The sequence below is a fragment of the Roseateles asaccharophilus genome, from assembly GCF_031458115.1.
GTDB lineage: Bacteria > Pseudomonadota > Gammaproteobacteria > Burkholderiales > Burkholderiaceae_C > Pelomonas > Pelomonas asaccharophilus_A.
Genome location: NZ_JAVDXV010000001.1, coordinates 498064 through 522039, shown reverse-complemented (window position 1 = coordinate 522039; position 23976 = coordinate 498064). Strand labels below are relative to the sequence as shown.

The 23976-nt window shown below is 68.3% G+C and carries 24 protein-coding genes; 10 read left to right on the top strand and 14 right to left on the bottom strand.

All coding sequences use genetic code 11. From position 1 onward, the window contains the following. Positions 1-3 precede the first annotated feature (3 nt). Positions 4-273 (bottom strand): MoaD/ThiS family protein, encoded by a 270-nt coding sequence (locus J2X21_RS02310; RefSeq protein ID WP_310324361.1) that lies wholly within the window; start codon positions 271-273, stop codon positions 4-6. Between the two features lie 86 nt (positions 274-359). Here J2X21_RS02310 and rarD point away from each other — a divergent pair, with 86 nt between their 5' ends. Both rarD and J2X21_RS02300 read left to right on the top strand, forming a co-directional pair. Then, positions 360-1238: an EamA family transporter RarD gene (gene rarD / locus J2X21_RS02305; RefSeq protein ID WP_310324358.1), complete on the top strand. Its 879-nt coding sequence runs from the start codon at positions 360-362 to the stop codon at positions 1236-1238. A 72-nt stretch (positions 1239-1310) separates the two neighbouring features. Beyond that, the gene (locus tag J2X21_RS02300; protein ID WP_310324355.1) at positions 1311-1754 is read left to right on the top strand and encodes a hypothetical protein; all 444 of its coding nucleotides are present in this window, start codon (positions 1311-1313) and stop codon (positions 1752-1754) included. Between the two features lie 18 nt (positions 1755-1772). Here the strand turns inward: J2X21_RS02300 and J2X21_RS02295 are convergent, their stop codons facing one another. The 5 genes from J2X21_RS02295 to lysA all read right to left on the bottom strand — a co-directional run bounded on the left by J2X21_RS02295 (position 1773) and on the right by lysA (position 7994). Then, a complete protein-coding gene (locus J2X21_RS02295) occupies positions 1773-2849 on the bottom strand; it encodes a hypothetical protein (RefSeq protein WP_310324352.1) in 1077 nt (358 codons plus the stop codon). A gap of 72 nt (positions 2850-2921) precedes the next feature. Further along, entirely contained in the window at positions 2922-4475 is a 1554-nt protein-coding gene (gene ahpF, locus J2X21_RS02290) for an alkyl hydroperoxide reductase subunit F (protein WP_310324349.1), read from the bottom strand. A gap of 145 nt (positions 4476-4620) precedes the next feature. Next, complete coding sequence (gene ahpC, locus J2X21_RS02285; RefSeq protein WP_310324347.1) at positions 4621-5184, bottom strand: alkyl hydroperoxide reductase subunit C; 564 nt, start codon at positions 5182-5184, stop codon at positions 4621-4623. A 127-nt stretch (positions 5185-5311) separates the two neighbouring features. Then, positions 5312-6442, bottom strand: a complete 1131-nt coding sequence (locus J2X21_RS02280; RefSeq protein WP_310324345.1) for an HD-GYP domain-containing protein — start codon at positions 6440-6442, stop codon at positions 5312-5314. 316 nt (positions 6443-6758) lie between these two features. After that, positions 6759-7994 (bottom strand): diaminopimelate decarboxylase, encoded by a 1236-nt coding sequence (lysA, locus tag J2X21_RS02275; RefSeq protein WP_310324343.1) that lies wholly within the window; start codon positions 7992-7994, stop codon positions 6759-6761. A gap of 70 nt (positions 7995-8064) precedes the next feature. On the opposite strand from lysA, the gene J2X21_RS02270 reads away from it, so the two are divergent. Further along, entirely contained in the window at positions 8065-8970 is a 906-nt protein-coding gene (locus J2X21_RS02270) for a LysR family transcriptional regulator (RefSeq protein WP_310324341.1), read from the top strand. Here the strand turns inward: J2X21_RS02270 and dxs are convergent. Genes dxs through xseB form a run of 3 tightly spaced genes read right to left on the bottom strand, consistent with a single transcriptional unit; the run spans position 8921 to position 11983 of the window. After that, positions 8921-10813: a 1-deoxy-D-xylulose-5-phosphate synthase gene (gene dxs / locus J2X21_RS02265; RefSeq protein ID WP_310324339.1), complete on the bottom strand. Its 1893-nt coding sequence runs from the start codon at positions 10811-10813 to the stop codon at positions 8921-8923. The two genes, J2X21_RS02270 and dxs, sit on opposite strands and share 50 nt — an antisense overlap. 11 nt (positions 10814-10824) lie before the next feature. Further along, complete coding sequence (locus tag J2X21_RS02260; protein WP_310324337.1) at positions 10825-11724, bottom strand: polyprenyl synthetase family protein; 900 nt, start codon at positions 11722-11724, stop codon at positions 10825-10827. Positions 11725-11728: 4 nt separating this feature from the next. Then, positions 11729-11983 carry an exodeoxyribonuclease VII small subunit gene (gene xseB, locus J2X21_RS02255; RefSeq protein WP_310324335.1) on the bottom strand — a complete coding sequence of 85 codons (255 nt, stop codon included), beginning with the start codon at positions 11981-11983 and terminating at the stop codon, positions 11729-11731. A gap of 237 nt (positions 11984-12220) precedes the next feature. Here xseB and J2X21_RS02250 point away from each other — a divergent pair, with 237 nt between their 5' ends. The 4 genes from J2X21_RS02250 to J2X21_RS02235 all read left to right on the top strand — a co-directional run bounded on the left by J2X21_RS02250 (position 12221) and on the right by J2X21_RS02235 (position 15695). Continuing rightward, the gene (locus J2X21_RS02250) at positions 12221-13345 is read left to right on the top strand and encodes an aromatic ring-hydroxylating oxygenase subunit alpha (RefSeq protein WP_310324334.1); all 1125 of its coding nucleotides are present in this window, start codon (positions 12221-12223) and stop codon (positions 13343-13345) included. After that, complete coding sequence (locus J2X21_RS02245) at positions 13345-14247, top strand: DMT family transporter (RefSeq protein ID WP_310324331.1); 903 nt, start codon at positions 13345-13347, stop codon at positions 14245-14247. Before J2X21_RS02250 ends, J2X21_RS02245 begins: the two co-directional genes overlap by 1 nt. Positions 14248-14366: 119 nt before the next feature. After that, positions 14367-15191, top strand: coding sequence for a sulfurtransferase (locus J2X21_RS02240; protein ID WP_310324327.1), 825 nt, complete (start codon positions 14367-14369; stop codon positions 15189-15191). Between the two features lie 69 nt (positions 15192-15260). Then, entirely contained in the window at positions 15261-15695 is a 435-nt protein-coding gene (locus J2X21_RS02235) for a universal stress protein (RefSeq protein ID WP_310324325.1), read from the top strand. 10 nt (positions 15696-15705) lie between these two features. Here the strand turns inward: J2X21_RS02235 and J2X21_RS02230 are convergent, their stop codons facing one another. Next, on the bottom strand, positions 15706-16989 hold the full coding sequence (locus J2X21_RS02230) for an MFS transporter (protein WP_310324323.1): 1284 nt from the start codon (positions 16987-16989) through the stop codon (positions 15706-15708). 95 nt (positions 16990-17084) lie between these two features. Between J2X21_RS02230 and J2X21_RS02225 the strand changes: the two genes are divergently transcribed. Continuing rightward, the gene (locus J2X21_RS02225) at positions 17085-17654 is read left to right on the top strand and encodes a TetR/AcrR family transcriptional regulator (RefSeq protein ID WP_310324321.1); all 570 of its coding nucleotides are present in this window, start codon (positions 17085-17087) and stop codon (positions 17652-17654) included. Positions 17655-17657: 3 nt separating this feature from the next. On the opposite strand, the gene J2X21_RS02220 is transcribed toward J2X21_RS02225, so the two are convergent. Then, a complete protein-coding gene (locus J2X21_RS02220; protein ID WP_310324319.1) occupies positions 17658-18452 on the bottom strand; it encodes a ZIP family metal transporter in 795 nt (264 codons plus the stop codon). 71 nt (positions 18453-18523) lie between these two features. After that, entirely contained in the window at positions 18524-19387 is an 864-nt protein-coding gene (locus J2X21_RS02215; protein ID WP_310324318.1) for a dienelactone hydrolase family protein, read from the bottom strand. Positions 19388-19450: 63 nt separating this feature from the next. Here J2X21_RS02215 and J2X21_RS02210 point away from each other — a divergent pair, with 63 nt between their 5' ends. Together J2X21_RS02210 and J2X21_RS02205 are read left to right on the top strand one after the other, a co-directional pair. Beyond that, a complete protein-coding gene (locus J2X21_RS02210; RefSeq protein ID WP_310324316.1) occupies positions 19451-20944 on the top strand; it encodes a Ppx/GppA phosphatase family protein in 1494 nt (497 codons plus the stop codon). Positions 20945-21020: 76 nt separating this feature from the next. Beyond that, on the top strand, positions 21021-21425 hold the full coding sequence (locus J2X21_RS02205) for a GFA family protein (protein ID WP_310324314.1): 405 nt from the start codon (positions 21021-21023) through the stop codon (positions 21423-21425). On the opposite strand, the gene J2X21_RS02200 is transcribed toward J2X21_RS02205, so the two are convergent. Then, on the bottom strand, positions 21422-21883 hold the full coding sequence (locus J2X21_RS02200; protein WP_310324312.1) for a SixA phosphatase family protein: 462 nt from the start codon (positions 21881-21883) through the stop codon (positions 21422-21424). The two genes, J2X21_RS02205 and J2X21_RS02200, sit on opposite strands and share 4 nt — an antisense overlap. 10 nt (positions 21884-21893) lie before the next feature. Continuing rightward, entirely contained in the window at positions 21894-23942 is a 2049-nt protein-coding gene (gene ppk1 / locus J2X21_RS02195; RefSeq protein ID WP_310324310.1) for a polyphosphate kinase 1, read from the bottom strand. Between the last annotated feature and the right edge of the window lie 34 nt (positions 23943-23976).

Here is a 23976-nt window from a genome sequence, read left to right as displayed (position 1 = left end):
GGATCAACCTCCAGATAAGGCTTGCAGCACATGGACCCGGCTGCTGGGTCCGAGGGGGTCGGTCAGCCCACGCAGGTCGCGCGCACGCCGGCCGTCGATGAAGACGACGACGTTGGGCCGCAGGTGGCCCTGGTCGTCGAGGATGTAACCGCGCAGGCGCCCGTTCACCGCGAACGCGGCGTCCAGACCTTCCCTCAGTGTCGCCACCGGGGTATCGACGACCGGGGTGTCGACAAAGCGGTGGAGTTGGGGGGTGAATTCGATGCGGGCCATACGGTGTCGACGAATGAGGCGGGCCCGATTCGACGGCGATGCCCCCGCGACAGCACCGGGGATTACCCGCATCGAGAATGCCGCCGATGAATGCCGGTGTCTTCTATGCCCTGGGCGCCTACCTGAGCTGGGGCCTGTTTCCTCTGTACTTCCGCCAGATCGCGGCCATCCCGTCGCTGCAGATCGTGGCCCACCGCACGCTGTGGTCGCTGGTGTTCGTCGCCGGCGTGCTGCTGGTGACGGGTCATCTGAAATGGCTGCGCGATGTCAGCGCGGCGACCTGGCGGCGCTTTGCGGCGTCGGCGCTGCTGATCGCGATCAACTGGCTGACCTATGTGTGGGCGGTGGGCAATGGTCACGTGGTCGATGCCGCCCTGGGCTATTTCATCAACCCGCTGGTCAATGTGGCGCTGGGCTTTGCCGTGCTGCAAGAACGGCCCCGGGCGATGCAGTGGTTTGCCGTCGGTCTGGCGGCGTTCGGCGTCATCTGGCTGACCGTGGCCGGCGGCCGCGTGCCCTGGGTGGCGCTGGTGCTGGCGGTCAGCTTCGGTTTCTACGGGCTGATGCGCAAGACCGCGGCGCTGGGCGCGTTGGAAGGGCTGACGCTGGAAACGCTGATCCTCGTGCCGCTGGCGCTGGCCGGCTTTGCGTTCTGGTCCTCGAGCGGCCAGTTGGCCGGGCAGACCGCGGTGGACTGGGCCTGGCTGATCGGCACCGGGCCGGTCACCGCCGGCGCGCTGGTGCTGTTCGCGGCCGGCGCGCGGCGCATCCCGCTGGCGACGCTGGGAATCGTGCAATACGTGTCGCCGTCGCTGCAGTTCCTGCTGGGCGTGTTCCTGTTCAAGGAGCCCATGGACGCGACGCGGCTGGTGGCTTTTGGCTTCATCTGGACGGCGCTGGTGGTCTACAGTGCCGAAGGCCTGTGGCAGGCCCGCCGCGTCGGGCGACGGCTGGTTACAACCTGAGCCGCCCCGCGGATGTAAACCACCGCCTGCAGCGCCGCGTTAGCGCTGCACCCGACATCCGAGTGAGCCGCCATGAGACCCCTTGCCCGCACGCTGATCGCCTCCGCCCTGATCGTCGCCACGGGACTGGCGAGCGCCGGCCCGCGCTACGGTCACCACCATCGCTATCACCACCACCATCATCACCATCGCGGCGCCGGTCTGGGTGCGCTGGCGGTGGGCCTGGCGGTGGCGGTGCCGCTGATCGCGCTGGCCAACCAGGCGGAACGGACGCCCGACGTGGTCTACATGCCGCCCCCTGCACCACTGCCGCCACCGGCGCCGACCTATGCGGCGCCCGCCCGCCCCGCGCCGGTCATCTACCCGCGCCATGGGCAGCACCAGGTGCAGCTGGAACAAGACAGCCGCGACTGCAACCGCTGGGCCACCACGCAGCCCGCCGCGATGGCCGACGCCAGCGTGTTCCACCGCGCCGTGGAGGCGTGCATGGACGGGCGCGGGTACACGCTGCGCTGAAAGACGCTCCGAACGTTTCTAAGGAGGCGGTGCTGAAGCCCCGCCAACCGGACTGCTGCCGGCCGCTTTGGGCTGCTCGTCTTGACGCCGGTACCAGTCACGCGTGAGCGAGTTCAGCCGGCTGCGATCCAACTGCCACAGACCCAGGGGGCCGCGCACGATATCGAGTTCGTGAATCGAGCCCACATCGAACTGCTTCCAGTACTCCCGCACATTGCGCAGCGAAACCGGCGGAGGCCCCGGTTGCACGGGCTCCAATTGAGCGTCGTCGAGCAGCTTGTATGACATCGCGACGGGGCCGCCAGAGAGCCATTGGTCCGTTCGCAGCGTGGCCGCCGGTACGGCGATCGCCAGCGCACCAGCGAGCAGGATGCTGAGCACCCAGGCCTCCCGCCCCGGCACTTTGCGTCGCGTCAGCAGCGGATAGAAGGACAGTCCGACCGGTACACCCAGCAGCGCCAGCCAGTACAGGCTTCGAGGCTGCAACAGCAGATGTTCCGTGACCGCCAAGTCCACCAGGGTGGCGACCAGCAACCCAAGCGCAGCCACGGTAACCGCCAAGGCCAACGGATGCTTCTCCAATGCGAAGTCCGCGAGCGCTGAAGCGTCGAGCGGTTGCTGCGGCAACAGCGTACGGATGATGTCTGCCGTGGCCTCCCGCGACGCGATCGCATTCATGCCCGTGTCGGCAGACACCATCACCGTGTCGTGATCCACCCCCATCTCCAGCCAATGCAGATTGGCCGAACGCAGCCCGACGTTGCCTCGCCAGCGGACGGCGCCGGCGGTCTTCGGTATCCGCCTATCTATACGTCCGCCATCAGCCTGCACGGCCACGATGCGCAGTCCATCGCCCTCGTCGATGAGCAGGCCCTTCGCCTCGAAACCGAACATCCGCATGCGGCGAGCGAAGAAATCCTGGCTGGCCAGATTGATGCGGAACCACCTGTGCTCGGGGCCCAGGCCCGCCAGCAACTCATTCAAAAGCGCATCCTGGAGCTTCTTGGTGCGACGCTCACGGCGCCAGCCCAACACCAAGATCCCCAGCAACACGCTGAACAGCACCAACTGCGCGATCTGCAGCCCTTGCACCATGAGCCCTCCCCGCGCCACATGCCGGGCGCTGCGCGGAGAGTGTAGGTGGTCGTTGTGTTAGAGCCGCAGCGCTCAGCTGCGCATCAGATGGTCGAAGGCGCCCAGCGCCGCCTTCGCACCATCACCAGCCGCGATGATGATCTGCTTGAACGGCACGGTCGTCACGTCGCCTGCCGCGAACACGCCAGGCAGTGAGGTGGCGCCCTTGGCGTCCACGATGATCTCGCCGTGCTTGCTGAGTTCCAGCGTGCCACGCAGCCATTCGGTGTTGGGCACCAGGCCGATCTGCACGAAGCAGCCGTCCACCTCCACGCGCTTGGCTTCACCGGTCACGCGGTCCGTGTAGTTCAGGCCGTTGAGCTTGCCGGCGGCGCCGGTGAACTCGGTGGTCTGCGCGTTGGTGATGATGGTGACGTTGGGCAGGCTCCTGGCCTTGTTCACCAGCACCGCGTCGGCGCGCAACTGGTCGCCGTACTCGATCAGCGTCACATGCTTGACGATACCGGCGAGGTCGATGGCCGCCTCGACACCCGAGTTGCCGCCGCCGATGACCGCCACCGGCTTGCCCTTGAACAGCGGGCCGTCGCAGTGCGGGCAGTAGGCCACGCCCTTGTTCTTGTACTCGGCCTCGCCGGGCACGCCCACGTTGCGCCAGCGCGCGCCGGTGGACAGGATGACCGTCTTGCCCTTGAGCTTGGCGCCGTTGGCCAGTTCCACCTCGATGAGACCGCCCGGCTTCGCGGCCGGCGTCAGCTTCTCGGCGCGCTGCAGGTTGTGGATGTCGACCTTGTAGTCCTTCACATGGCCTTCCAGCGCGGCGGCGAACTTGGGGCCGTCCGTGACGGAGACGGAGATGTAGTTCTCGATGCCCAGCGTGTCGTTGACCTGACCGCCGAAGCGCTCGGCCGCGACGCCGGTGCGGATGCCCTTGCGCGCGGCGTACACCGCCGCGGCCGCGCCGGCGGGGCCGCCGCCGACGATGAGCATGTCGTAGGGTTCTTCGGCGTCCAGCTTCTTGGCGTCACGGGCGGCGGCGCCGGTGTCCAGCTTGGCGACGATCTCTTCCAGGCTCACACGTCCGGAGATGAAATGCTGGCCATTCAGGTAGACGCTGGGCACGGCCATGATCTCGCGTGCCTCGACCTCGGCCTGGTACAGGCCGCCATCGACGACGGTCGTGCGGATGCGCGGGTTCAGCACCGACATCAGCGACAGCGCCTGGACCACGTCCGGGCAGTTGTGGCAGGTCAGGCTCATGTAGATCTCGAAGTCGTACTCGCCATCCAGCGCCTTGACGGCATCCTGCTGGGCTTGCTCGACCTTGGGCGGGTGGCCGCCGGTCCACAGCAGCGCGAGCACCAGCGACGTGAACTCGTGACCCAGCGGGATGGCGGCGAAGCGAAGGCTCTGTTCGGTGCCCGTGCGGCGCAGCAGGAAGGACGGCGTGCGCGTGTCGACGCCGTCGGTGCGCAGCGTGATCTTGTCGCTCATGCCCGAAATCTCTTCGAGCAACTCGCGCATCTCGTCGCTGGACGCGGACTTGTCCAGCGAGGCAATGATCTCGAAGGGGAGCTTGACGTGGTCCAGGTAGCCCTGGAGCTGGGTCTTCAGTGCGGCGTCCAACATGGGGTACTTCCTTTCAGTGAGGCGTGGCAGGGCTGGCCACTGCTGAAAGGGTCCCCAGTGCCGGAGGCCCTTTCAGCAGAACCGGTGAGGCTCTGCGGAAGGCAGGAACCCTCCCGGGCTCCTGAGGTTCGTCATGAAACGAGATTTAGATCTTGCCGACCAGGTCCAGCGACGGAGCGATGGTCTTGGCGCCTTCCTTCCACTTGGCCGGGCAGACCTGGCCAGGGTGGGCGGCGGTGTACTGGGCAGCCTTCAGCTTGCGCAGCGTTTCCGACACGTCACGGGCGATTTCGTTGGAGTGCACTTCGGCGGTCTTGATGACGCCTTCCGGGTTGATGACGAAGGTGCCGCGCAGCGCCAGGCCTTCTTCAGGGATGTGCACGCCGAAGGCGTTGGTCAGCGTGTGGGTCGGGTCGCCCACCAGCGGGAACTTGGCCTTGCCGACGGCCGGCGAGGTCTCGTGCCACACCTTGTGCGAGAAGTGCGTGTCGGTCGTGACGATGTAGACCTCGGCGCCCAGCTTCTGGAACTCGGCGTAGCTGTCGGCCGCGTCTTCGACTTCGGTCGGGCAGTTGAACGTGAACGCGGCCGGCATGAAGATCAGCACGGACCACTTGCCCTTCAGCGTCTCGTCGCTGACGGTGATGAACTTGCCGTTGTGGAAGGCTTCGGTCTTGAAGGGCTGGACTTGCGTATTGATCAGCGACATGGGTACTCCAGGGGGCTGGTTGATGGGATAGGAAGAACTATATAGAAGACATTCTTTCGGTTGAAAACATTTATCAAATCGGCGTTATTGAGCATGCCTATGGCGGGTTTACCCGCCTGTCGGTTGCTCAAGCCTCGTAGCGGCGGTCGTAGAGCTGGTTGGCGCTGAGCTTGACGCGCAGGGCCTGCACGCCCACCAGCGCGGTGACGGCATGCTCCGCCTGCGCCGTGTCCCGCCGCACCGGCGAGCCCAGTGCGTCGCCGTGCCGGTTCATCACCGCGCTCACCAGCGGCGTCTGCCCGGTCGCCCCGCGGCGCACGGCCACGGCGATTTCGCCGCTGGCCAGCCTGACCAGCGTGCCCGGCGGGTACAGCCCCACTTCCTTGACCAGCAGCGCGGCGAACGGGTGCCCGTCGCTGCCGGTGTAGAGCGCCTTGGCGGCCTGGGGCGCCCCCATCGCCGCGCGCCCGCCACGGCTGGCCAGCTTGGCGAGGAAGATGTCCACCAGGCGAAGCAGCTGGGCCGCTTCGCAGGGCTCCGCCAGGCCCTGGGGGTATCCGCCCCCGCCCGGCTGCTCATGGTGCTGCGCCACGGCGGCCAGCCAGTCGGCGTCGTCCAGACCGGCGTTGCGCAGCCAAGCGACGGCTTCGTCGGGATGGCGGTCGATGGCGGCCCGCTGCGGTGCCGCCAGCTTTCCACCGCGCGAGGCCAGCCGTCCCTGCAGGTCGATGATGGAGAGGTTCATCGTCAGCGCCGCGCCGACGAGGCTGCGCTGGCGCTCCGGCGTCCAGCCCAGGCGCCGCGACAGCAGCGCGCAGAAGGCGGCGGCATGCAGCAGATGCACCAGCCCGTAGACCTCGTGACGGCTGTGGTCGTGCTGTACGACGACGAACAGCAGTTGATCGGGGAAGCGCTCTGCCCAGGAGATGAACTGGGCCGCGCTCTCACGCACGCGCGGCAGGAACAACGCCTCTTCGGGCGCCCGCAACAGCACGGACAAGCGAGTCTGCAAGCCCTCCCAGCGGGCGAAAAAGTCCTCGCCACCCACGCCATCGTCGGCGCTACGGCGCGACGGGTCGCGCAGTTCGTCCAGGTCCACGAACACACCACGGTTCAGCAAGGCCTCGCGCATCTGCTCGCTGGGCACCATCTGCCCCTTGGCGAGCAGCAGCTTGCCCTCGGCATCGCGCACACCGAAAGGCAGCGCCGCCCCGGCCTTGATATGGCTGCCGACTTGCTGGATGGGGACGAGCTTCACGAGACCCTAGCGGCCGCGCCGCGAGTCATGCCATCGCCACCCATTCGCGAAAACTTGAACCGTTGTTTCATAAAACCGTTTGCAGGGATATTGAAAAGACCCCATCCAAACCTGTTTCGAATTCACGCAACGGCTTGGGCATTCAATATTGGACCCAGCCCCATCGCGATACTGCATCGGGAGTTTTACCGGGTGGAAACCCCTGTCGCAGCTTCAATTTTCACGAATATCCCCGCCTCCAGTCACCACTTACAAATCTCGTGACAGACGGGATTTCGAAAATAACTCCGTTTCCGCACGGAGGGGGTTTTGACCCTCACAACTCCAGCGCCAACAATTCCTCCACCGTCTGGCGGCGGCGAATCAAACGCGTGGCTTCGCCATCCACCAGCACCTCGGCCGCCAGCGGCCGGCTGTTGTAGTTGCTGGACATGGACGCGCCATACGCGCCCGCGTCGTGGATGACCAGCAGGTCACCGACCGCGGCCGGCGGCAGTTGGCGCGTCAGCACCTCGCCGCCCGGGCCTTGCGTGAACACATCGCCCGATTCACACAGCGGGCCGGCGACGACCGCAGGCTGCGCCTCGCCGCCCGCACCGATCACGCTCATGCCGTGGAAGGCGCCGTACATGGCCGGGCGCATCAGCTCGTTGAAGCCGGCATCCACCAGCACGAAGCGGTTGGCTCCCGAGTTCTTGACCGCCCTCACCTCGGCCAGCAGCACCGCGCTTTCGGCGACCAGGTAGCGGCCCGGCTCCAGTTCCAGCGTCAGCTTGTGGCCCACCAGCGCCTCCGCCTGGCGGCGCGACGCGTCCCACAGGCCGAAGTAGTGGTCCACATCGATGCCCGCATCGCCATCGCGGTAGGGAATGGACAGGCCGCCGCCGGCCGAGATGGCGTGCAGGTCGTGGCCGGCGTTCACGGCCACACGAACCAGGCCCACCATGGCCTGGCCCACTTGCGCCAAGTGGCCGTAGTCCACACCCGAGCCGATGTGCATGTGCAGACCCACGAGCTTCAGGCCGTGCGCGCGAATGGCTGCCAGCGCTTCGGGCAGGTCGGTGTGCCAGATGCCGTGCTTGCTGTGCTCGCCGCCGGTATTGGTCTTGTGGCTGTGGCCGTGGCCGAAGCCGGGGTTGATGCGCAACCACACCGGATGGCCCGGCGATACGGCACCCAGCTGGCCCAGCATGTCGATGGAGCCGGCATTCACCGGCACGCGATGCTCCACGACGGTGGCCAGCGTAGCGTGATCCAGCAGGTCGGCGGTGAAGACGATCTCGTCGCCACCCGTCTGATAGCCGGCCGCCAGCGCACGCAGGATCTCGCCGCGCGACACCGCATCGACCTTGACGCCCTGCTCGCGCAGCACCCGCAGGATGTGGGTGTTGGAGCAAGCCTTCTGCGCAAACCGCACGACGTCGAAACGCTTCAGCGACGCGGCGCGCTCGCGGATGGTGGCGGCGTCGTAGACCCACAGCGGCGTGCCGTGTTCGGTGGCCAGGGATTGCAGACGGGCGGGCGTGAAGGCGATGGGCAGAGGCTTGGTCATGGGCTGAAGCATGCCCGGCCGCACCCATTCAATCAAATTGCAATTTGTCGTTGGACAATCCATTACTGATATGGATATCCAGCACCGCCACATCGAAGTCTTCCGCGCCGTCATGACGGCCGGCAGCGTCACGGGCGCGGCCGCGCTGCTGCACACGTCGCAGCCCACGCTGAGCCGCGACCTGGCGCGGCTGGAGCAGTTGCTGGGCTATGCGCTGTTCGAGCGCGAGCGTGGCCGGCTGCGGGCCACGGCGCGGGCGCTGGCCTTGTTCGACGAGGTGGAGCGCAGCTTCCAGGGCCTGGCCCGCGTCATCGAGCGGGCCGAGGCGCTGGGGCGCGCGGAGGACACGGCCCTCAGCGTGCTGAGCCTGCCGGCATTGAGCCACGCGCTGCTGCCGAGCGCCCTGGCCGCGCTGCTGGCCGGGCATCCGGCCGCCCGCGTGTCCATCACGCCTGCAGAGCCGCCGCTGCTGGACGCGTGGATGGGCGAGCAGCGCTTCGACCTGGGCCTGGCCGAGCAGGCCACGTCGTTGCCGGGCGTGCGCGTGGAGCCGGTGCTGGAGGCGGACGAGGTGGCCGTGCTGCCCGAGGGCCACGCGCTGGCCGCACGCCCGCGACTGGCGCTGAAGGACTTCAAGGACCAGGATTTCATCAGCCTGGCCGAGGACGACCCCTACCGCCGCGAGATCGATGCCCGCTTCGCGGCAGCCGGCGTGGCGCGGCGGCTGCGCGTGCAGACGCACAGCGCCGTGGCCGTCTGCGAACTGGTGCGTTCGGGGCTGGGGCTCGCCATCGTCAATCCGCTGACGGCGGCGGCCTGCGCCGGATCAGGCCTGGTCGTTCGACCGTTGGCCGTTTCCATTCCCTACCGGGTCTCGGCGTTGATTCCGCTGCACCGCCCGGCGCAGCCCTTGGTCAACGAGTTGCTCAGCGCGTTGCGGCGCGCACCACCGTCGGCTTCGCGCCAAAGCGCTTGACGATGCTGGCCTCGATGCCGGCAGCGTCCAGGCCGCACAGGCTCATCAGCTTGGCAGGGTCGCCGTGCTCGACGAACTCGTCGGGCAGGCCCAGTTGCAGCACCGGGACGCTGATGCCGGCGGCGTTCAGCGCCTCGGTCACGGCACTGCCGGCGCCACCCATCAGGCAGCCGTCCTCGACGGTGACCAGCGCGTCATGCGTGCGCGCCAGTTCGGCGACGAGTTCGGCATCCAGCGGCTTCACGAAGCGCATGTTGGCGACCGTCGCATCCAGACGCTCGGCGGCTTCCAGTGCGGGGTACAGCAGCGTGCCAAAGGCCAGCACGGCGATGCGCTGACCCTTGCGGCGCACCTCGCCCTTGCCCCAGGGCTGGGCCGTCATGGCCTTCACCGGCACGACGCCGGCGCCGGCACCGCGCGGGTAGCGCACCGTCACCGGGCCGTTGTGCATGAAGCCCGTGTACAGCGCCTGGCGGCATTCGTCTTCATCGGCCGGCGTCAGCACGGCCATGTTGGGAATGCAGCGCGTGTAGGCGATGTCGTAGTTGCCGGCATGCGTCGCGCCGTCGGCGCCCACCAGGCCGGCGCGGTCCAGCGCGAACAGCACGGGCAGGTTCTGGATGGCCACGTCGTGGACCATCTGGTCGTAGGCGCGCTGCAGGAAGGTCGAGTAGATCGCAACGACGGGCTTCACGCCCTCGCAGGCCAGGCCGGCCGCGAAGGTCACCGAGTGCTGCTCGGCGATGCCCACGTCGTGATAGCGCTGCGGGAAGCGCTTGTGGAACTCCACCATGCCCGAGCCCTCGCGCATGGCCGGCGTGATGCCCACCAGGCGCGAATCGGCCTCAGCCATGTCGCATAGCCAGTCGCCGAACACCTGCGTGAACGTCGTCTTGGGCGGCGTGGCGGGCTTGACGAAGCCCACGGCCGGGTCGAACTTGCCGGACGCGGCGTGGTACTTGACCGGGTCGGCCTCGGCCAGCTTGTAGCCGGCGCCCTTCTTCGTGACGATGTGCAGGAACTGCGGGCCCTTCTTGCCGCGCAGGTTCTCCAGCGTGGGAATCAGCGAGTCCAGGTCGTGGCCGTCGATGGGGCCGACGTAGTTGAAGCCGAACTCCTCGAAGATCGTGCCGGGCACGACCATGCCCTTGGTGTGCTCCTCGAACTTGCGCGCGAACTCGTACAGCGGCGTGTTCTTCAGCACGCTCTTGGCACCCTCGCGCGCAGCGGCGTAGACGCTGCCGCTCATCAGCCGCGCGAGGTACTTGTTCAGCGCGCCGACCGGCGGGCTGATGGACATGTCGTTGTCGTTCAGGATGACCAGCAGGTCACCCATCAGCCCGCCATGGGCCACGCCGGCGTTGTTCAGTGCCTCGAAAGCCATGCCGGCCGTCATGGAACCGTCGCCGATGATGGCCACGGCCTTGCGGTCCTCGCCCTTGAGCTTGAACGCCATCGCCATGCCGTGCGCGGCGGAGATGCTGGTGGACGAGTGGCCGGTGCCGAAGGTGTCGTACTCGCTCTCGTCGCGGCGCGGAAAGCCGCTGATGCCGCCCAGCTGGCGCAGCGAACCCATGCGGTCGCGGCGGCCCGTCAGCACCTTGTGGGGATAGGTCTGGTGGCCCACGTCCCACACCAGCCGGTCGTCCGGCGTGTTGAACACGTAGTGCAGCGCCACGGTCAGCTCGACCGTGCCCAGGTTGGACCCCAGGTGGCCACCGGTCTTGGAGACGCTCTCCAACACATAGGCGCGCACCTCGTCGGCGAGCTTCTTGAGCTCGGTGCGCGGCAGGCGGCGCAGGTCAGCCGGGCTGTTGATGCCGTTGAGCAACGTGTAGTCCATCCGGTGCCTCTTTAGTTATCCCGCTCTACAACGGAGTCGGCCAGCAGGCTCAGGTGGCTGACGTCAGCCAGCCCGCTGGCGGCCAGCGCCGCCTTGGCCTCGGCGCGCAGTTGCTGCGCCAGTGCGCGCGCGGCCTCCAGGCCCAGCACGCTGACATAGGTGGGCTTGTTGGCGTCCTGGTCCTTGCCGGCGGTCTTGCCCAGCACGGCGGAATCCTGCGTGACGTCCAGGATGTCGTCCACGACCTGGAAGGCCAGGCCCAGCGCCGCACCATAGTCGGACAGCGACTTCGTGGCCTGCGCCGCCGCCGGCCCGCAGGCCGCACCCATCATCACGCTGGCCTGCAGCAGCACGCCGGTCTTGCGGCGGTGCATGTCGCGCAGCGTGGCCTCGTCAAGCGGCTTGCCGATGCTGGCCAGGTCGATGGCCTGGCCGCCGGCCATGCCGTCGTAGCCGGACGAGCGCGCCAGCAGCGCGCACAGCCGCGCCTGCAGCGCGGGCGGGATGCCGCCACCTTCCGATTCCAGGGGGGTCAGCACCTCGAAGGCCAGCGCCTGCATCGCGTCGCCCGCCAGCATGGCCTGGGCCTCGCCGTAGGCCACATGCGTGGTGGGCTTGCCGCGGCGCAGCACGTCGTTGTCCATGCAGGGCATGTCGTCATGCACCAGCGAATAGGCGTGGATCAGTTCGACCGCGCAGGCTGCGCGCATCGCGGCGAACTCATCGCCGTTGACGGCCGCGCAGCTGGCCAGCACCAGCAGCGGGCGCAGCCGCTTGCCGCCACCCAGCACCGCATAGCGCATGGCCTCGCCCAGCCCGGCGGGCGCGCCGGCGGGCACCAGGCTGTCCAGCGCCGCTTCGACGCCGGACAGGGAGGTGTCCACCCAACGGCCAAAGTCCTTTGCTTCCATGGTCTCAGGGGCCCTCCCAGGCCTTCAGCTCCACGCCGTCCAGCAACTTCACCTGCTGCTCCACCGCCTGCAGGCGGCCGCGGCACAGGGCCAGCAGTTCGGCCCCGCGCTTGTAGCTTTGAAGGAGCTGATCCAGCGGCAGTTGCTGCCCCTCCATCGCCGCCACCAAGCGTTCCAGCTCGTCGAGCGCCTGCTCGTAGCTGAGATCACTGCCGTCTGCCACGGCGGCCTTGGTGCGGGACGAGGTCTTGGCTGTCATTTCAAAACACGAAACGCGCAATTGTAGTCAGCGGGTGCCCCGCCGCCCCGCGTAGCCAGGCGTAACGATCTGCTGTCCGGCGCGCCCATGCGTAGAATCCCGGACCTTTCGCCAGCGCGCACGCGCGCGAGCCTTCCCATCCACCCAAGCAACCTGGCCGACTCGGCAAGCCCGAGATGCGCCGGAGGGACGCAGCACCCCTTACTCCGCTCTTCGCCTGAAAGACCGTCCTGGATCATGTCCGACCTGAGCCTTCCCGTCTCGGCGCTGCAACGCAGCCAGACCCAGCTCCCGGTGAGCGCCTACTTCGATACCGACCTGTTCCAGCGCGAGCAGGCGAGCATCTTCCAGCGAGGGCCCCGCTATGTCGGCCATGCACTGGCTGTCCCTGAAATCGGCGACCACTACGCGCTGCCTCAGGAGGGCGAAGGCCGTGCGCTGGTGCGCTCGGCACAAGGCATAGAGCTGATCTCCAATGTCTGCCGGCACCGCCAGGCGGTCATGCTGCGCGGACGCGGCAACACCAAGGCCAACATCGTCTGCCCGCTGCATCGCTGGACATATTCACATCAGGGTGAGTTGATCGGCGCGCCGCACTTCGACCACGACCCCTGCCTGAACCTGAACAACTACAAGTTGCAGGAATGGAACGGCCTGCTGTTCGAGGACAACGGCCACGACGTCGCCGCCGAACTGGCCAAGCTGGGCCCGCGCGCGCAGCTGGACTTCTCCGGCTACGTGCTGGACAAGGTGCAGGTCCACGAATGCAACTACAACTGGAAGACCTTCATCGAGGTCTACCTCGAGGACTACCACGTCGGCCCCTTCCACCCGGGCCTGGGCGGTTTCGTCAGCTGCGACGACCTGGCCTGGGAGTTCGGCAAGCACCACTCGGTGCAGACGGTGGGCGTGCACAAGGAGCTGGAGCGCCCGGGCTCGCCGGTCTACCAGCGCTGGCACGACCAGTTGCTGAAGTTCCGCGAAGGCCGCCCGCCCGAGGCCGGCGCGATCTGGCTGACCTACTACCCGCACATCATGGTGGAGTGGTACCCGCACGTGCTGGTGGTGTCCACGCTGCACCCGGTGTCGCCGCAGAAGACCGTCAACCTCGTCGAGTTCTACTACCCCGAGGAGATCGCCGCCTTCGAGCGCGACTTCGTCGAGGCGCACCAGGCCGCCTACATGGAGACCTGCGTGGAGGACGACGAGATCGCCGAGCGCATGGACGCCGGCCGCAAGGCGCTGATGATGCGGGGCGACAGCGAGGTGGGGCCGTACCAGAGCCCGATGGAAGACGGCATGCAGCACTTTCATGAATGGTTCAGGGCGCAGATGGGCATGAATCTAGGCGCCAGCGACTGATGCCCGCCCCGCTGCTCATGGTCATGGCGACGCTGCTGTTCGCCACCATGGGCGTCTGCGTGAAGCTGGCCAGCGAGTTCTACGCGGCCAGCGAGATCGTCATGTATCGCGGCCTGGTCGGCATGACCGCCATGGCGCTGATGTGCCGCCAGCAAGGCCTGACGCTGAAGACCCGCGTGCCCGGCATGCACCTGTGGCGCAGCATCTCGGGCGTCACGTCGCTGTGCCTGTGGTTCTACGCCATCGGCAAGCTGCCGCTGGCGACGGCCATGACGCTGAACTACATGTCCTCGGTCTGGATGGCGCTGTTCCTGCTGGGCGGCGCCGTGCTGATGGGTGCGCAGAAGTTGGATTGGCGGCTGATGGCCTCGGTGCTGCTGGGCTTCGTGGGTGTGGCGCTGATCCTGCGCCCCACCGTGGACGAGCAGCAGCTGTGGCACGGCCTGGCCGGTCTGCTGTCCGGCATGCTGGCGGCGATGGCCTATCTGCAGGTGACGGCGCTGGGCCGCGCCGGCGAGCCCGAGCTGCGCGTGGTGTTCTATTTCTCCGCGGGCGGCGCCATCGCCGGCGCGCTGGTCACCGCGGTGACCGAGGGCGGCCTGCAGCACCACACGCCGTGGGGCGCCGCGCTGCTGCTGGCCGTCGGGCTGCTGGCCACCGCTGCGCAGGTCTGCCTGACACGGGCCTATTCCATCGGCCGGCCGCTGGTGAACGCCTGCCTGCAGTACTTGGGCATCGTGTTCTCCTTCATCTACGGCATGCTGCTGTTCAAGGATCCGCTGACCTGGCTGGCCGCCATCGGCATGCTGCTCATCATCGGCGCCGGCATCGCCGCTACGTTGTTACGCGCCAAGGTGGCTCCACCGCCGAAAGACAGCCAGTTCAACCCCAACGAGTCATGACCGGACTGGCCCACCCCCTACGCGCTTCGCGCGCCCCCTCAAGGGGGCACTGCCAGCGGCCCGGCAAAGCCGGTTCCGCGGCAGTCGCTGGGTAAGTCACCACACTGGAAAGCCTCGCCATGTCATTCACTTCCCTGATTTCCGCCGCCGAGCTAAGAACGCTGGCCGACCCGCTGATCCTGGATTGCAGCTTCGACCTCGCCGACACCGACGCCGGCGAACGCGCTTACGCGGCAGGCCACATCACCGGCGCGCTGTACCTGCATCTGGACCGCGACCTCTGCGGCCCCAAGACCGGCCCCGACGGCGCCTTCCGTGGCCGCCATCCGCTGCCCGAGCGCGAGGCCTTCGCGGCGCTGATGCGCCGGCTGGGCCTGCGCGCGGGCCGGCAGGTGGTCTGCTACGACCACCAGGGCGGCCCCTATGCGTCGCGCTGCTGGTGGATGCTGCGCTGGCTGGGGCACGCCGAGGTCGCGGTGCTTGACGGCGTCTGGGACGGCGAGCGCACGACCGACGTGCCATCAACGACGGCAACGGACTGGCAGCCCGGCACGCCGCTCGTGGGCCAGATCGATGCCGCCACGCTGCAGAAGCGGCTGGGCAACGTCCGCCTCATCGACGCGCGCGCGCCGGAGCGCTTCCGCGGCGAGGTCGAGCCGCTGGACAAGCTGGCGGGCCACATCCCCGGTGCCAGCAACCGGTTGTTCAAGAACAACCTGGGCGCCGACGGCCGCTTCAAGCCCGCGGCCGAGCTGCGCGCCGAGTTCCAGGCCTTGCTGGCCCCGCATGGCGCGGACGCCGTCGTGCATCAATGCGGCTCGGGCGTCACGGCCTGTCACAACCTGCTGGCGATGTCCCACGCCGGCCTGGGAGACGGCCTGCTCTACGTAGGCTCCTGGAGCGAATGGTCGGACCATTCATCGCGCCCCGTCGCAAAGGGTTGATCTCCGACAAGCGCACCGGCCCCTGATGGGCCACACTGTGGTACTCCGCAACGACGACTGGAGGACCGAATGTTCAAGCGCATCCTTGTCCCCACTGACGGCTCCGACATCACCGCCCATGCGGTGGATGCCGCCATCCAGCTCGCCAAGGTGCATGGCGCCCAGCTGCTGACGCTGAGCGTCATGGAGCCCTTCCCCTACAGCGCGGTCTCAGAGATCCAGCCCGTGCCACCGCAGGAGTTCATCGACGCGCAGCAGCGCGTCGCAACCCAGCGCGTGGAGGCCGTCAGCGCCGCTGCCGCGGCTCAGGGCCTGGCCTGCCGCATGCACACCGCCGAGGCGCTGCATGCCTGGGAGGCCATCGTGGATCACGCCAAGACCGAGCAGGTGGACCTCATCGTGATGGCCTCACACGGCCGCAAGGGTCTGGCCGCGCTGCTGCTGGGCAGCGAGGCTCAGAAGGTGCTGACCCACATCGACCTGCCGGTGCTGATCGTCAAGTAGCGGCTGCTGTTCAACGCGTCGTCGCAGGCGCGGCCTGCGCGGCGCGTATGCCCAGCACCGCCAGCGCGGCCAGCAGGCAGGCGCCGCCGGCCACGAACAGCGCGGGCGAGTACGACGCCAACACGGCGCGCGAGAAGCCGGCGCCATAGGCCGCCGCCGCCGCACCCAGCTGGTGGAAGGCGAAGATCCAGCCGAACACCAGCCCCGCCCGCGCCGCACCGAAGTGCTGCGCGGTCAGCTTGACGGTGGGCGGCACCGTGGCGATCCAGTCCAGGCCGTAGAAGATCGCGAAGCCCGACAGCCCCGCGACCGTGAAGTCCGAGTACGGCAGCCAGAACAGCGACAGCCCGCGCAGGCCGTAGTACCAGCACAGCAGCTTGCGGTTGTCATAGCGGTCCGACAGCCAGCCCGACAGCGTCGTGCCGATCAGGTCGAACACGCCCATCATCGCCAGCACCGACGCCGCCGGCACGGGCCCCAGGCCGCGGTCGCCGCACAGCGAGATGAAATGCGTCTGCACCAGGCCGTTGGTGCTCAGCCCGCAGATGAAGAAGCTGCCCGCCAGCACCCAGAACGCCGGCACGCGCGCGGCGCTGGCCAGCGTCTCGAACGGCAGCGTCCAGGTCGGGCGCGGCCCGGCGGGCATTGGGGGCGTGTCGGCCGTTGCGCCATAGGGCAGCAGCCCGAGGTCGGCCGGCGCGTTGCGCAGCAGCGCCATCACCAGCACGGCCACCACGGCCGTCGCGGCGACCACCGGCAGCAGCGCGCTGCGCCAGCCCTGCGTCTCGATGAGCCAGGTCGCCAGCGGCAGGAACACCAACTGCCCGGTCGCCGCGCTGCCCGCCAGCAGGCCCATGACCAGCCCCTTGCGCTCGACGAACCAGCGGTTCACCACCGTCGCGCCCAGCACCATGGCCGTCATGCCCGTCGCCACGCCCAGCACCAGTCCCCACAGCACGAAGGCATGGGCCAGGTTCTGCATGAACAGCCCCAGCAGCAGCGCCACGCCGATGGCGGCCGACGCCAACGCCACGACGCTGCGCACGCCGTAGCGCATCAGCACCACGGCCGCGAACGGGCCCAGCAGCCCGTACAGCGCAAAGCGCGTCGCGAACACCGAGGACAGCTCAGTCGTGCTCCAGCCGAACTCCTTGGACAAGGGCTGCAGCAGCGCACCGGGCAGGCCCAGCGCCGCCGACGTGATCAGCATGGCCAGGAAGGTCAGCCCCGCCACGACCCAGGCGTAGTGGATGCCGCGGCGTTGCAGCAGGGAAGCCAGTCGGGCAGCGAGCATCAAGACACCTTTTGATTGCGATCGATTTCAAAATGAATGATAACAACCGCAATCAAAAATGCACAATACCCCAGTCCGCCGGATGGAGTCGTTGCATGAAGGTCACCAAGGAACAAGCCGAACTGAACCGCCAGGCGCTGCTGGACGCCGCCGCCCGGCTGTTCAAGCAGCACGGCATCGACGGCGTCGGCGTGGCCGACATCTGCAAGGCCGCCGGCCTCACGCATGGCGCGCTGTACAAACACTTCACCGACAAGCAGGACCTGGCCGCCCAGGCGTTCGCGCACAGCTTCCGCAGCGGCTTCGACAAGGTCAGCCGGTCCAGCCGTGGCGAGCCGGCCAGCCTGGCCCGCTATCTGGATCGCTACCTGAGCGCCCGTGTGCGCGACGACTTCTCGGCCGGCTGCCCCGTCGTCGCGTCGGCCTGCGAGACCGGTCGGCAGAGCGAGGCCGTCAGCCAGAGCTACACGGCCGGCTTCCTGGAACTGCGCGACGGCGTGCAGGCGGCGCTGGGCAGCGACGACAGCGCCCAGGCCACGCTGGCCGTGGCCGCGCTGGTGGGCGCGATGGCCCTGTCACGCGGCGTGCTGAAGGCCGACGCCGCGCTGGCCGATGAGGTGCTGAAGGACGTGCGCGCCGGCCTGGAGCGGCTGGCGGGCGGCTGAGCGTCAATGCGCGTGTCCGTGCGACTGGTGCAGCATCTGTGACACGACGAAGGCCGCACCCAGGCCCACGGCCAGCCAGGCCACCTGGGCGAACGTGTCGCGCCAGGCCAGTCGCTGCTGCAGCTGCGGCAGCAGGTCGGCCACCGAGATGTAGATGAAGCTGCTGGACGCCAGCACCAGCAGATACGGCAGCACGCCGTCGAACTGGCCGATGAGCAGATAGCCCAGCACGCCGCCTAGCACCGAGGCCATGCCCGAGATCGCGTTGAACAGCAGCGCCTTGGCACGCGTGAAGCCGGCGTTCAGCAGCACGATGTAGTCGCCCACCTCCTGCGGGATCTCGTGCGCGACGATGGCCAGCGCCGTCGCCCAGCCCAGGTGCGTGTCAGCCAGGAAGGCGGCCGCGATGATGGCGCCGTCACAGAAGTTGTGGATGCTGTCGCCCACCAGCACGGTCAGGCCGCCACGGCCGGCCTGCTCGGCGTCGAAATGGTGGTGGTGATGGTGGCCGTCGTCTTCGTGGTGGTGGGTGTGGCGGTACAGCTCCACCTTCTCCAGCAGCCAGAAGAACAGCAGCCCGGCCAGCAGCACGGCGAACAGCGTCTGCGGCAGAGCGGTGTGGCTCTCGAAGGCCTCGGGCAGCACGTTCAGCAGCGACGTGCCCAGCAGGATGCCGGCCGACAGGCTGACCAGGCTTTTCACGAGGCGGGTCAGCACGCCCACGGTCAGGCTGGCGGCGACGAGCACCGACAGCAGCCCGCCCGCGAAGGTGGCGAGCACGATGTAGAGGAGAGTCATGGAATCAGCAAAGAAACGGGGCCGTTCTGCGCGGCCCCGACTCCCGTCAGCCTAGCAGAGCTGTCAAGCTTTCAGGCCACGCCGTTCTTTTTGAACCAGGCCAGGCACTTCGCCCAGCCGTCGTCGGCCGCCGCCTTGCGGTAGCTGGGGCGGTAGTCGGCGTAGAACGCATGCGGCGTGTCGGGGTAGACCACCATCTCGCTCTTCGTGTTGCCGGCCGCCTTCAGCGCGTTCTCCAACTGCGTCAGCGTGTCGACCGGGATGCCACCGTCCGCCGCGCCGTACAGGCCCAGCACCGGCGCCTTGATGCTGGCCGCCAGCTCGACCGCGGTCTTGTCGCCGGGGTGGTAGCTGCGCGCCACCGGGCCGTACCAGGCCACGCCGGCCGCCACCTTGGGGTTGTGTGCCACGTAGCGCCAGGTCGTGCGCCCGCCCCAGCAGAAGCCGGTGATGCCCAACTTGGCCGTGTCGCCGCCGTTGGCCGCGGCCCAGGCCACCGTCGCGTCCAGGTCACCGCAGACCTGCGCGTCCGACGCCTTGCTGACCACCTCGGCAATGAGCTTGGCCGTCTCGGTGTACGCGCCGGCATTTCCGTGGCGCACGAACAGTTCCGGCGCGATGGCCAGGTAGCCCTGCTTGGCGAAGCGCCGGCACACGTCTGCGATGTGCTCGTGCACGCCGAAGATCTCGCTGGCGACGAGGATGACCGGCAGGTTCTTCTTGCCCGCCGGCTGCGCGCGGTAGGCCGGCATCGCGAAGTCGCCCACCTTGATGCTGACCGTGCCCGCCTCCAGGCCCGCGGTGTCGGTCGTGATGGTCTGCGCCGTCACCGGCAGCACGGCGGCCGCGAAGCCGCTGCCCACGGTGGTCTGCACGAAGTTGCGGCGGCTGAAGTCGCGGCCGGGGGCGAGGCTGTCAATCTCGTCTTTCAGCATGAGAGCTCCTGGGGGGCTGGAGTTACGAAGGGGCGTCAAATTTTGCCGCGACAATCCGCCGCCATGACGACGCGCCCCGACCGCAGCGGCCAACCCTGGGCCTCCATCGACATCGGCTCCAACAGCTTCCGGCTGGAGTTGGCCCGCCTCAGCGGCGAGCGCTATCAGCGCCTCAGCTACATCAAGGAAAGCGTGCGCCTGGGCGCCGGCCTGGATGCCGAGGGCATGCTGACGGAGGAGGCCATGCAGCGCGGGCTGACCTGCCTGAAGGGCTTCGGCGAGCAGCTGGTGGGCATCGCGCCCGAACGCATCCGCGCCGTCGCGACGCAGACACTGCGCGAGGCGCGCAACCGCAACGCCTTCCTGGCCCGCGCCGAGGCCGTGCTGGGCCATCCGGTGGAGGTCATCTCCGGCCGCGAGGAGGCCCGCCTCATCTATGCCGGCGTGGCGCGCCTGCAGCCCTCCAACAAGCCACGACTGGTCATCGACATCGGCGGCCGCTCCACCGAGATGATCCTGGGCCGCGGCCGCAAGCCGTTGCTGGCCGAGTCCTTCGGCGTCGGCAGCGTGGGCCTGTCGCTGCGCTTCTTCGCCGACGGCCGCTACACCGAGGAGGCCTTCCGCGCCGCGCAGGTGGCCGCCGGCGCCGAGCTGGAGGAAGCGCTGACGCTGTTCCGCCCCGAGCTGTGGCAGGAGGCGCTGGGCTCGTCCGGCACCGTGGGCGCGGTGTCGCAGATCCTGGCCGCCACCGGCCAGACCGACGGCCGCATCACGCCCGCCGCGCTGCGCTGGTGCATTGCGCAATGCCTGGCCGCGGGCTCGCAGGACCAACTGCAGATCACCGGCCTGAAGGACGACCGCCGCCCGGTGGTCGCCGGCGGCCTGTGCATCCTCTACACGCTGCTGACGCAGTTCGGCATCGATGAGCTGATGCCCACCAAGGGCGCGCTGCGCCAGGGCGTCATCTTCGACCTGGCCGAGCGGCTGCAGCCCAGCGGCGCGCGCGACCCGCGCGGCGATTCCGTCGCCGAGCTGCAACAGCGCTTCGACGTGGATGTGGCGCAAGCCGACCGTGTGGCCGCCCAGGCCGAGAAGCTGTACCGCCAGCTGGTGGCCAAGCCCGCGCCCGAACTGTTGCGCGAACTGCGCTGGGCCGCGGCGCTGCACGAGATCGGCATGCTGGTGTCGCACCACGACCACCACCGCCACAGCGCCTACATCATCGGCCACGTGGACGCGGCCGGCTTCTCCACCAACCAGCTGCAGCGTCTGGGCGCGCTGGCGCTGGGGCAGCGCGGCGGCCTGCGCAAGCTGGAGGCCGAACTGGCCGACGCGACGCTGCTGGACCAGCTCATCGCGCTGCGCCTGGCGCTGATCCTGTGCCATGCCCGCACGCCGGCCGCCGCCGGCACGCCAAAGCTGCAACGCGCGGGCCAGCAGCTGACGCTGACCTGCCCCAAGAGCTGGTCCGGCGAGCAGGCGCGCACCCGCTTCCTGTTGAAGGAGGAGGCCGAAGCCTGGGCCAAGACGGGCCAGGTCGAGCTGCTGGTCGGCTAGGGAGGCGCGGCCCCTGCTGCCAGAACCTGGCAGTGCGGGCCGCGAACATGCCGCGGCCCCCACACAGGAGACCGCCATGCTCAAGACCTACACCGGCAGCTGCCACTGCAAAGCCGTCCGCTTCGAAGTCGACCTGGACCTCGCCGCCGGTACCGGCCGCTGCAACTGCTCCATCTGCTTCAAGACCCGCAACTGGAGCGCCAGCGTCAAGCCCGATGCCTTCCGGCTGCTGGCCGGCGCAGATGCGCAAAGCGACTACCAGTTCGGCAGCAACAGCATCCACAACCTGTTCTGCAAGACCTGCGGCGTGCGCTCCTACGGGCACGGCTACATCGAGGAGATGGGCGGCGCCTTCGTGTCGGTGAAGCTCAATGCGCTGGACGACGTGTCAACAGAAGAACTGGTGAACGCCCCGGTGCAGTATTTCGACGGCCTGCACAACAACTGGTGGAACGTGCCGGCCGAGACCCGTCACCTCTAGAGCGAGTCCGGCCCCTGCACGGCGTGCAGGGTCACCTCCGGCTCTCCATCGCGCTGGCGCCAGCGCAGCCACCACACGGCGCCCTTCTTCACGGCCCAGTCCTGCTCCACGCCGGCCAGCAGATGCGCCGCCAGCTGACCCAGCGTGGGCTGGTGGCCGCAGATCAGCACCGGCTCGCTGGCCTTGGGCCAGCGGGCGGCTTCGATGAGATTGGCAAACGGCACATCGGGCGCGGTGGACGGCACGATGCGCGCCTCGCGGCCCAGCGCGTCCACCGTCTGGCGGCAGCGCAGCGCGGGGCTGGTCAGCACGCGCGTGGTGGCCGCCAACCGCTGGTTCAGCCAGGCGGCCATGCGCCGCGCCTGGCGCTCACCCTTGGTGGTCAGTGCGCGCTGCAGGTCGTCCTGGCCGGGCTGGATGATCTCGGCCTCGGCATGGCGCCAAAGAATCAGGTCCATGGCTGGATTCTCATTCAGAGAAACGCCTCATCAACGCCTGCTGCGCGCTGATGCCGCTGTCGCTGATGCGCATGGAGCGACCGTCCGGCCCCAGCTGCCAGGCATCCAGTGAATCGTGCAGATAGGGCTGCAGCGCCTCGTCGATGACGCGCTGCCGCAGCTTGGGGTCCAGCACCGGCCAGGCCACCTCGATGCGGCGGAACATGTTGCGGCTCATCCAGTCGGCGCTGCTCAGGAACAGCGCCTCGCCGTCGTCCCCCTCCGCCCAGCGGAAGTAGCAGACGCGCGAATGCTCCAGGAAGCGGCCCACCACCGAGCGCACGATGATGTTGTCGCTGACGCCCGGCAACCCCGGCGGCAGCATGCAGGCGCCGCGCACGATGAGGTCCACCTTGGCGCCGGCACGCGCCGTGCGCAGCAGCGCGTGGATGAGGTCCACATCCGTCAGCGAGTTGATCTTCACGACCACGCGTGCGGCCTTGTAGCCCGCCAGCGCCGCGGCTTCCACCTGGCCCAGCAGCTCCACCATGCGGTCATGCATGTTGAACGGCGCCAGCAGCATGCGCCGCGGCGCCTTGAACTTGCCCAGCGAGGCGAGCTGGCGGAACACCGAGTCGGCATCGGCCGTCAGGTCGGCGTCGGCCGTCAGCTGGCCCAGGTCGGTGTAGAGCCGCGCGGTCTTGGGGTTGTAGTTGCCGGTGGACAGGTGGGCGTAGCGGCGCAACCGGCCGTTCTCGCGCCGCGTGATCAGCAGCAGCTTGGCGTGCGTCTTGTAGCCCACGATGCCGTACACCACCTGCGCGCCCACGGCCTCCAGCCGCTCGGCCCAGTTGATGTTGGCCTCCTCGTCGAAGCGCGCCTTCAGCTCCACGACGGCCATGACCTCCTTGCCGCGCCGCGCGCCCTCGATCAGCAGGTCCATCAGCTCCGACTTGGCGCCGGTGCGGTAGATGGTCTGCTTGATGGCCAGCACGTCAGGGTCGTTGACCGCCTCGCGCAGCAGTTGCACGACCGGGTCGAAGCTCTCGAACGGGTGGTGCAGCAGCACGTCGCCTTTCTTCAGCTTCTCGAAGATGGACTTGTGGCGCGGCAGTCGGCCCGTGGGCCAGGCCGGCTCATAGGGCGCGAAGCGCAGCGCCGGCGCATCGGTCTGGTCGATCAACTCGTTGAGCCGCACCAGGTTCACGGGGCCGTTGACGCGGTACAGCGCCGCGGCGGGCAGACCGAACTGCTCCAGCAGGAACTCCGACAGCTCGGCCGGGCAGGTGTTGACGACTTCCAGCCGCACCGCGCGGCCGAAGTGGCGCGTCGTCAGCCCCGAACGCAGCGCGTGGCGCAGGTTGGCGATCTCCTCCTCGTCCACCTCGAGGTCGGAGTCGCGCGTGACGCGGAACTGCGAGAACGCCTCCACCTTGCGGCCCGGGAACAATTCCTCCAGATGAGCGCGGATGACGCTGGTCAGCAGCACGAAGGCCTGGTGGCCATCGCTCAGGTTGGCGGGCAGCTTGATGACGCGCGGCAGCACGCGCGGCACCTTGACGATGGCGATGCGGTTGTCGCGGCCGAAGGCGTCCTTGCCCGACAGCCGCGCGATGAAGTGCAGCGACTTGTTGGCCACCTGCGGGAACGGGTGCGCCGGGTCCAGCCCCACCGGCACCAGCAGCGGTTTCACCTCGCGCTCGAAGAACTTGGCCACCCAGGCGCGCTGCGGCTCGTCGCGGTCGGCGTGATTCAGGATGACGATGTGCTCCTGCTGCAGCAGCGGCATCACCTGCTCGTTGAACACGTGGTACTGCTCGTCGATCAGCGTGTGCGCCGCCCGGCCCACGCGGTCCACGTCCTGGCCCGACACCGGGCTCAGCGGGTCGCGCGCGGCGTCCAGCATGTCGGCGAAGCGCACCTCGAAGAACTCGTCCAGGTTGCTGGACACGATGCAGATGTAGCGCAGCCGCTCCAGCAGCGGCACGTCCTCCCGGCGCGCCTGGGCCAGCACGCGACGGTTGAATTCCAGGATCGCCTGTTCGCGGTTGAGCAGCTTCAACGGAGTCGGGTCAGTCATGATGAAAAGTGTATGAACGCTTTGTGACAAGCGT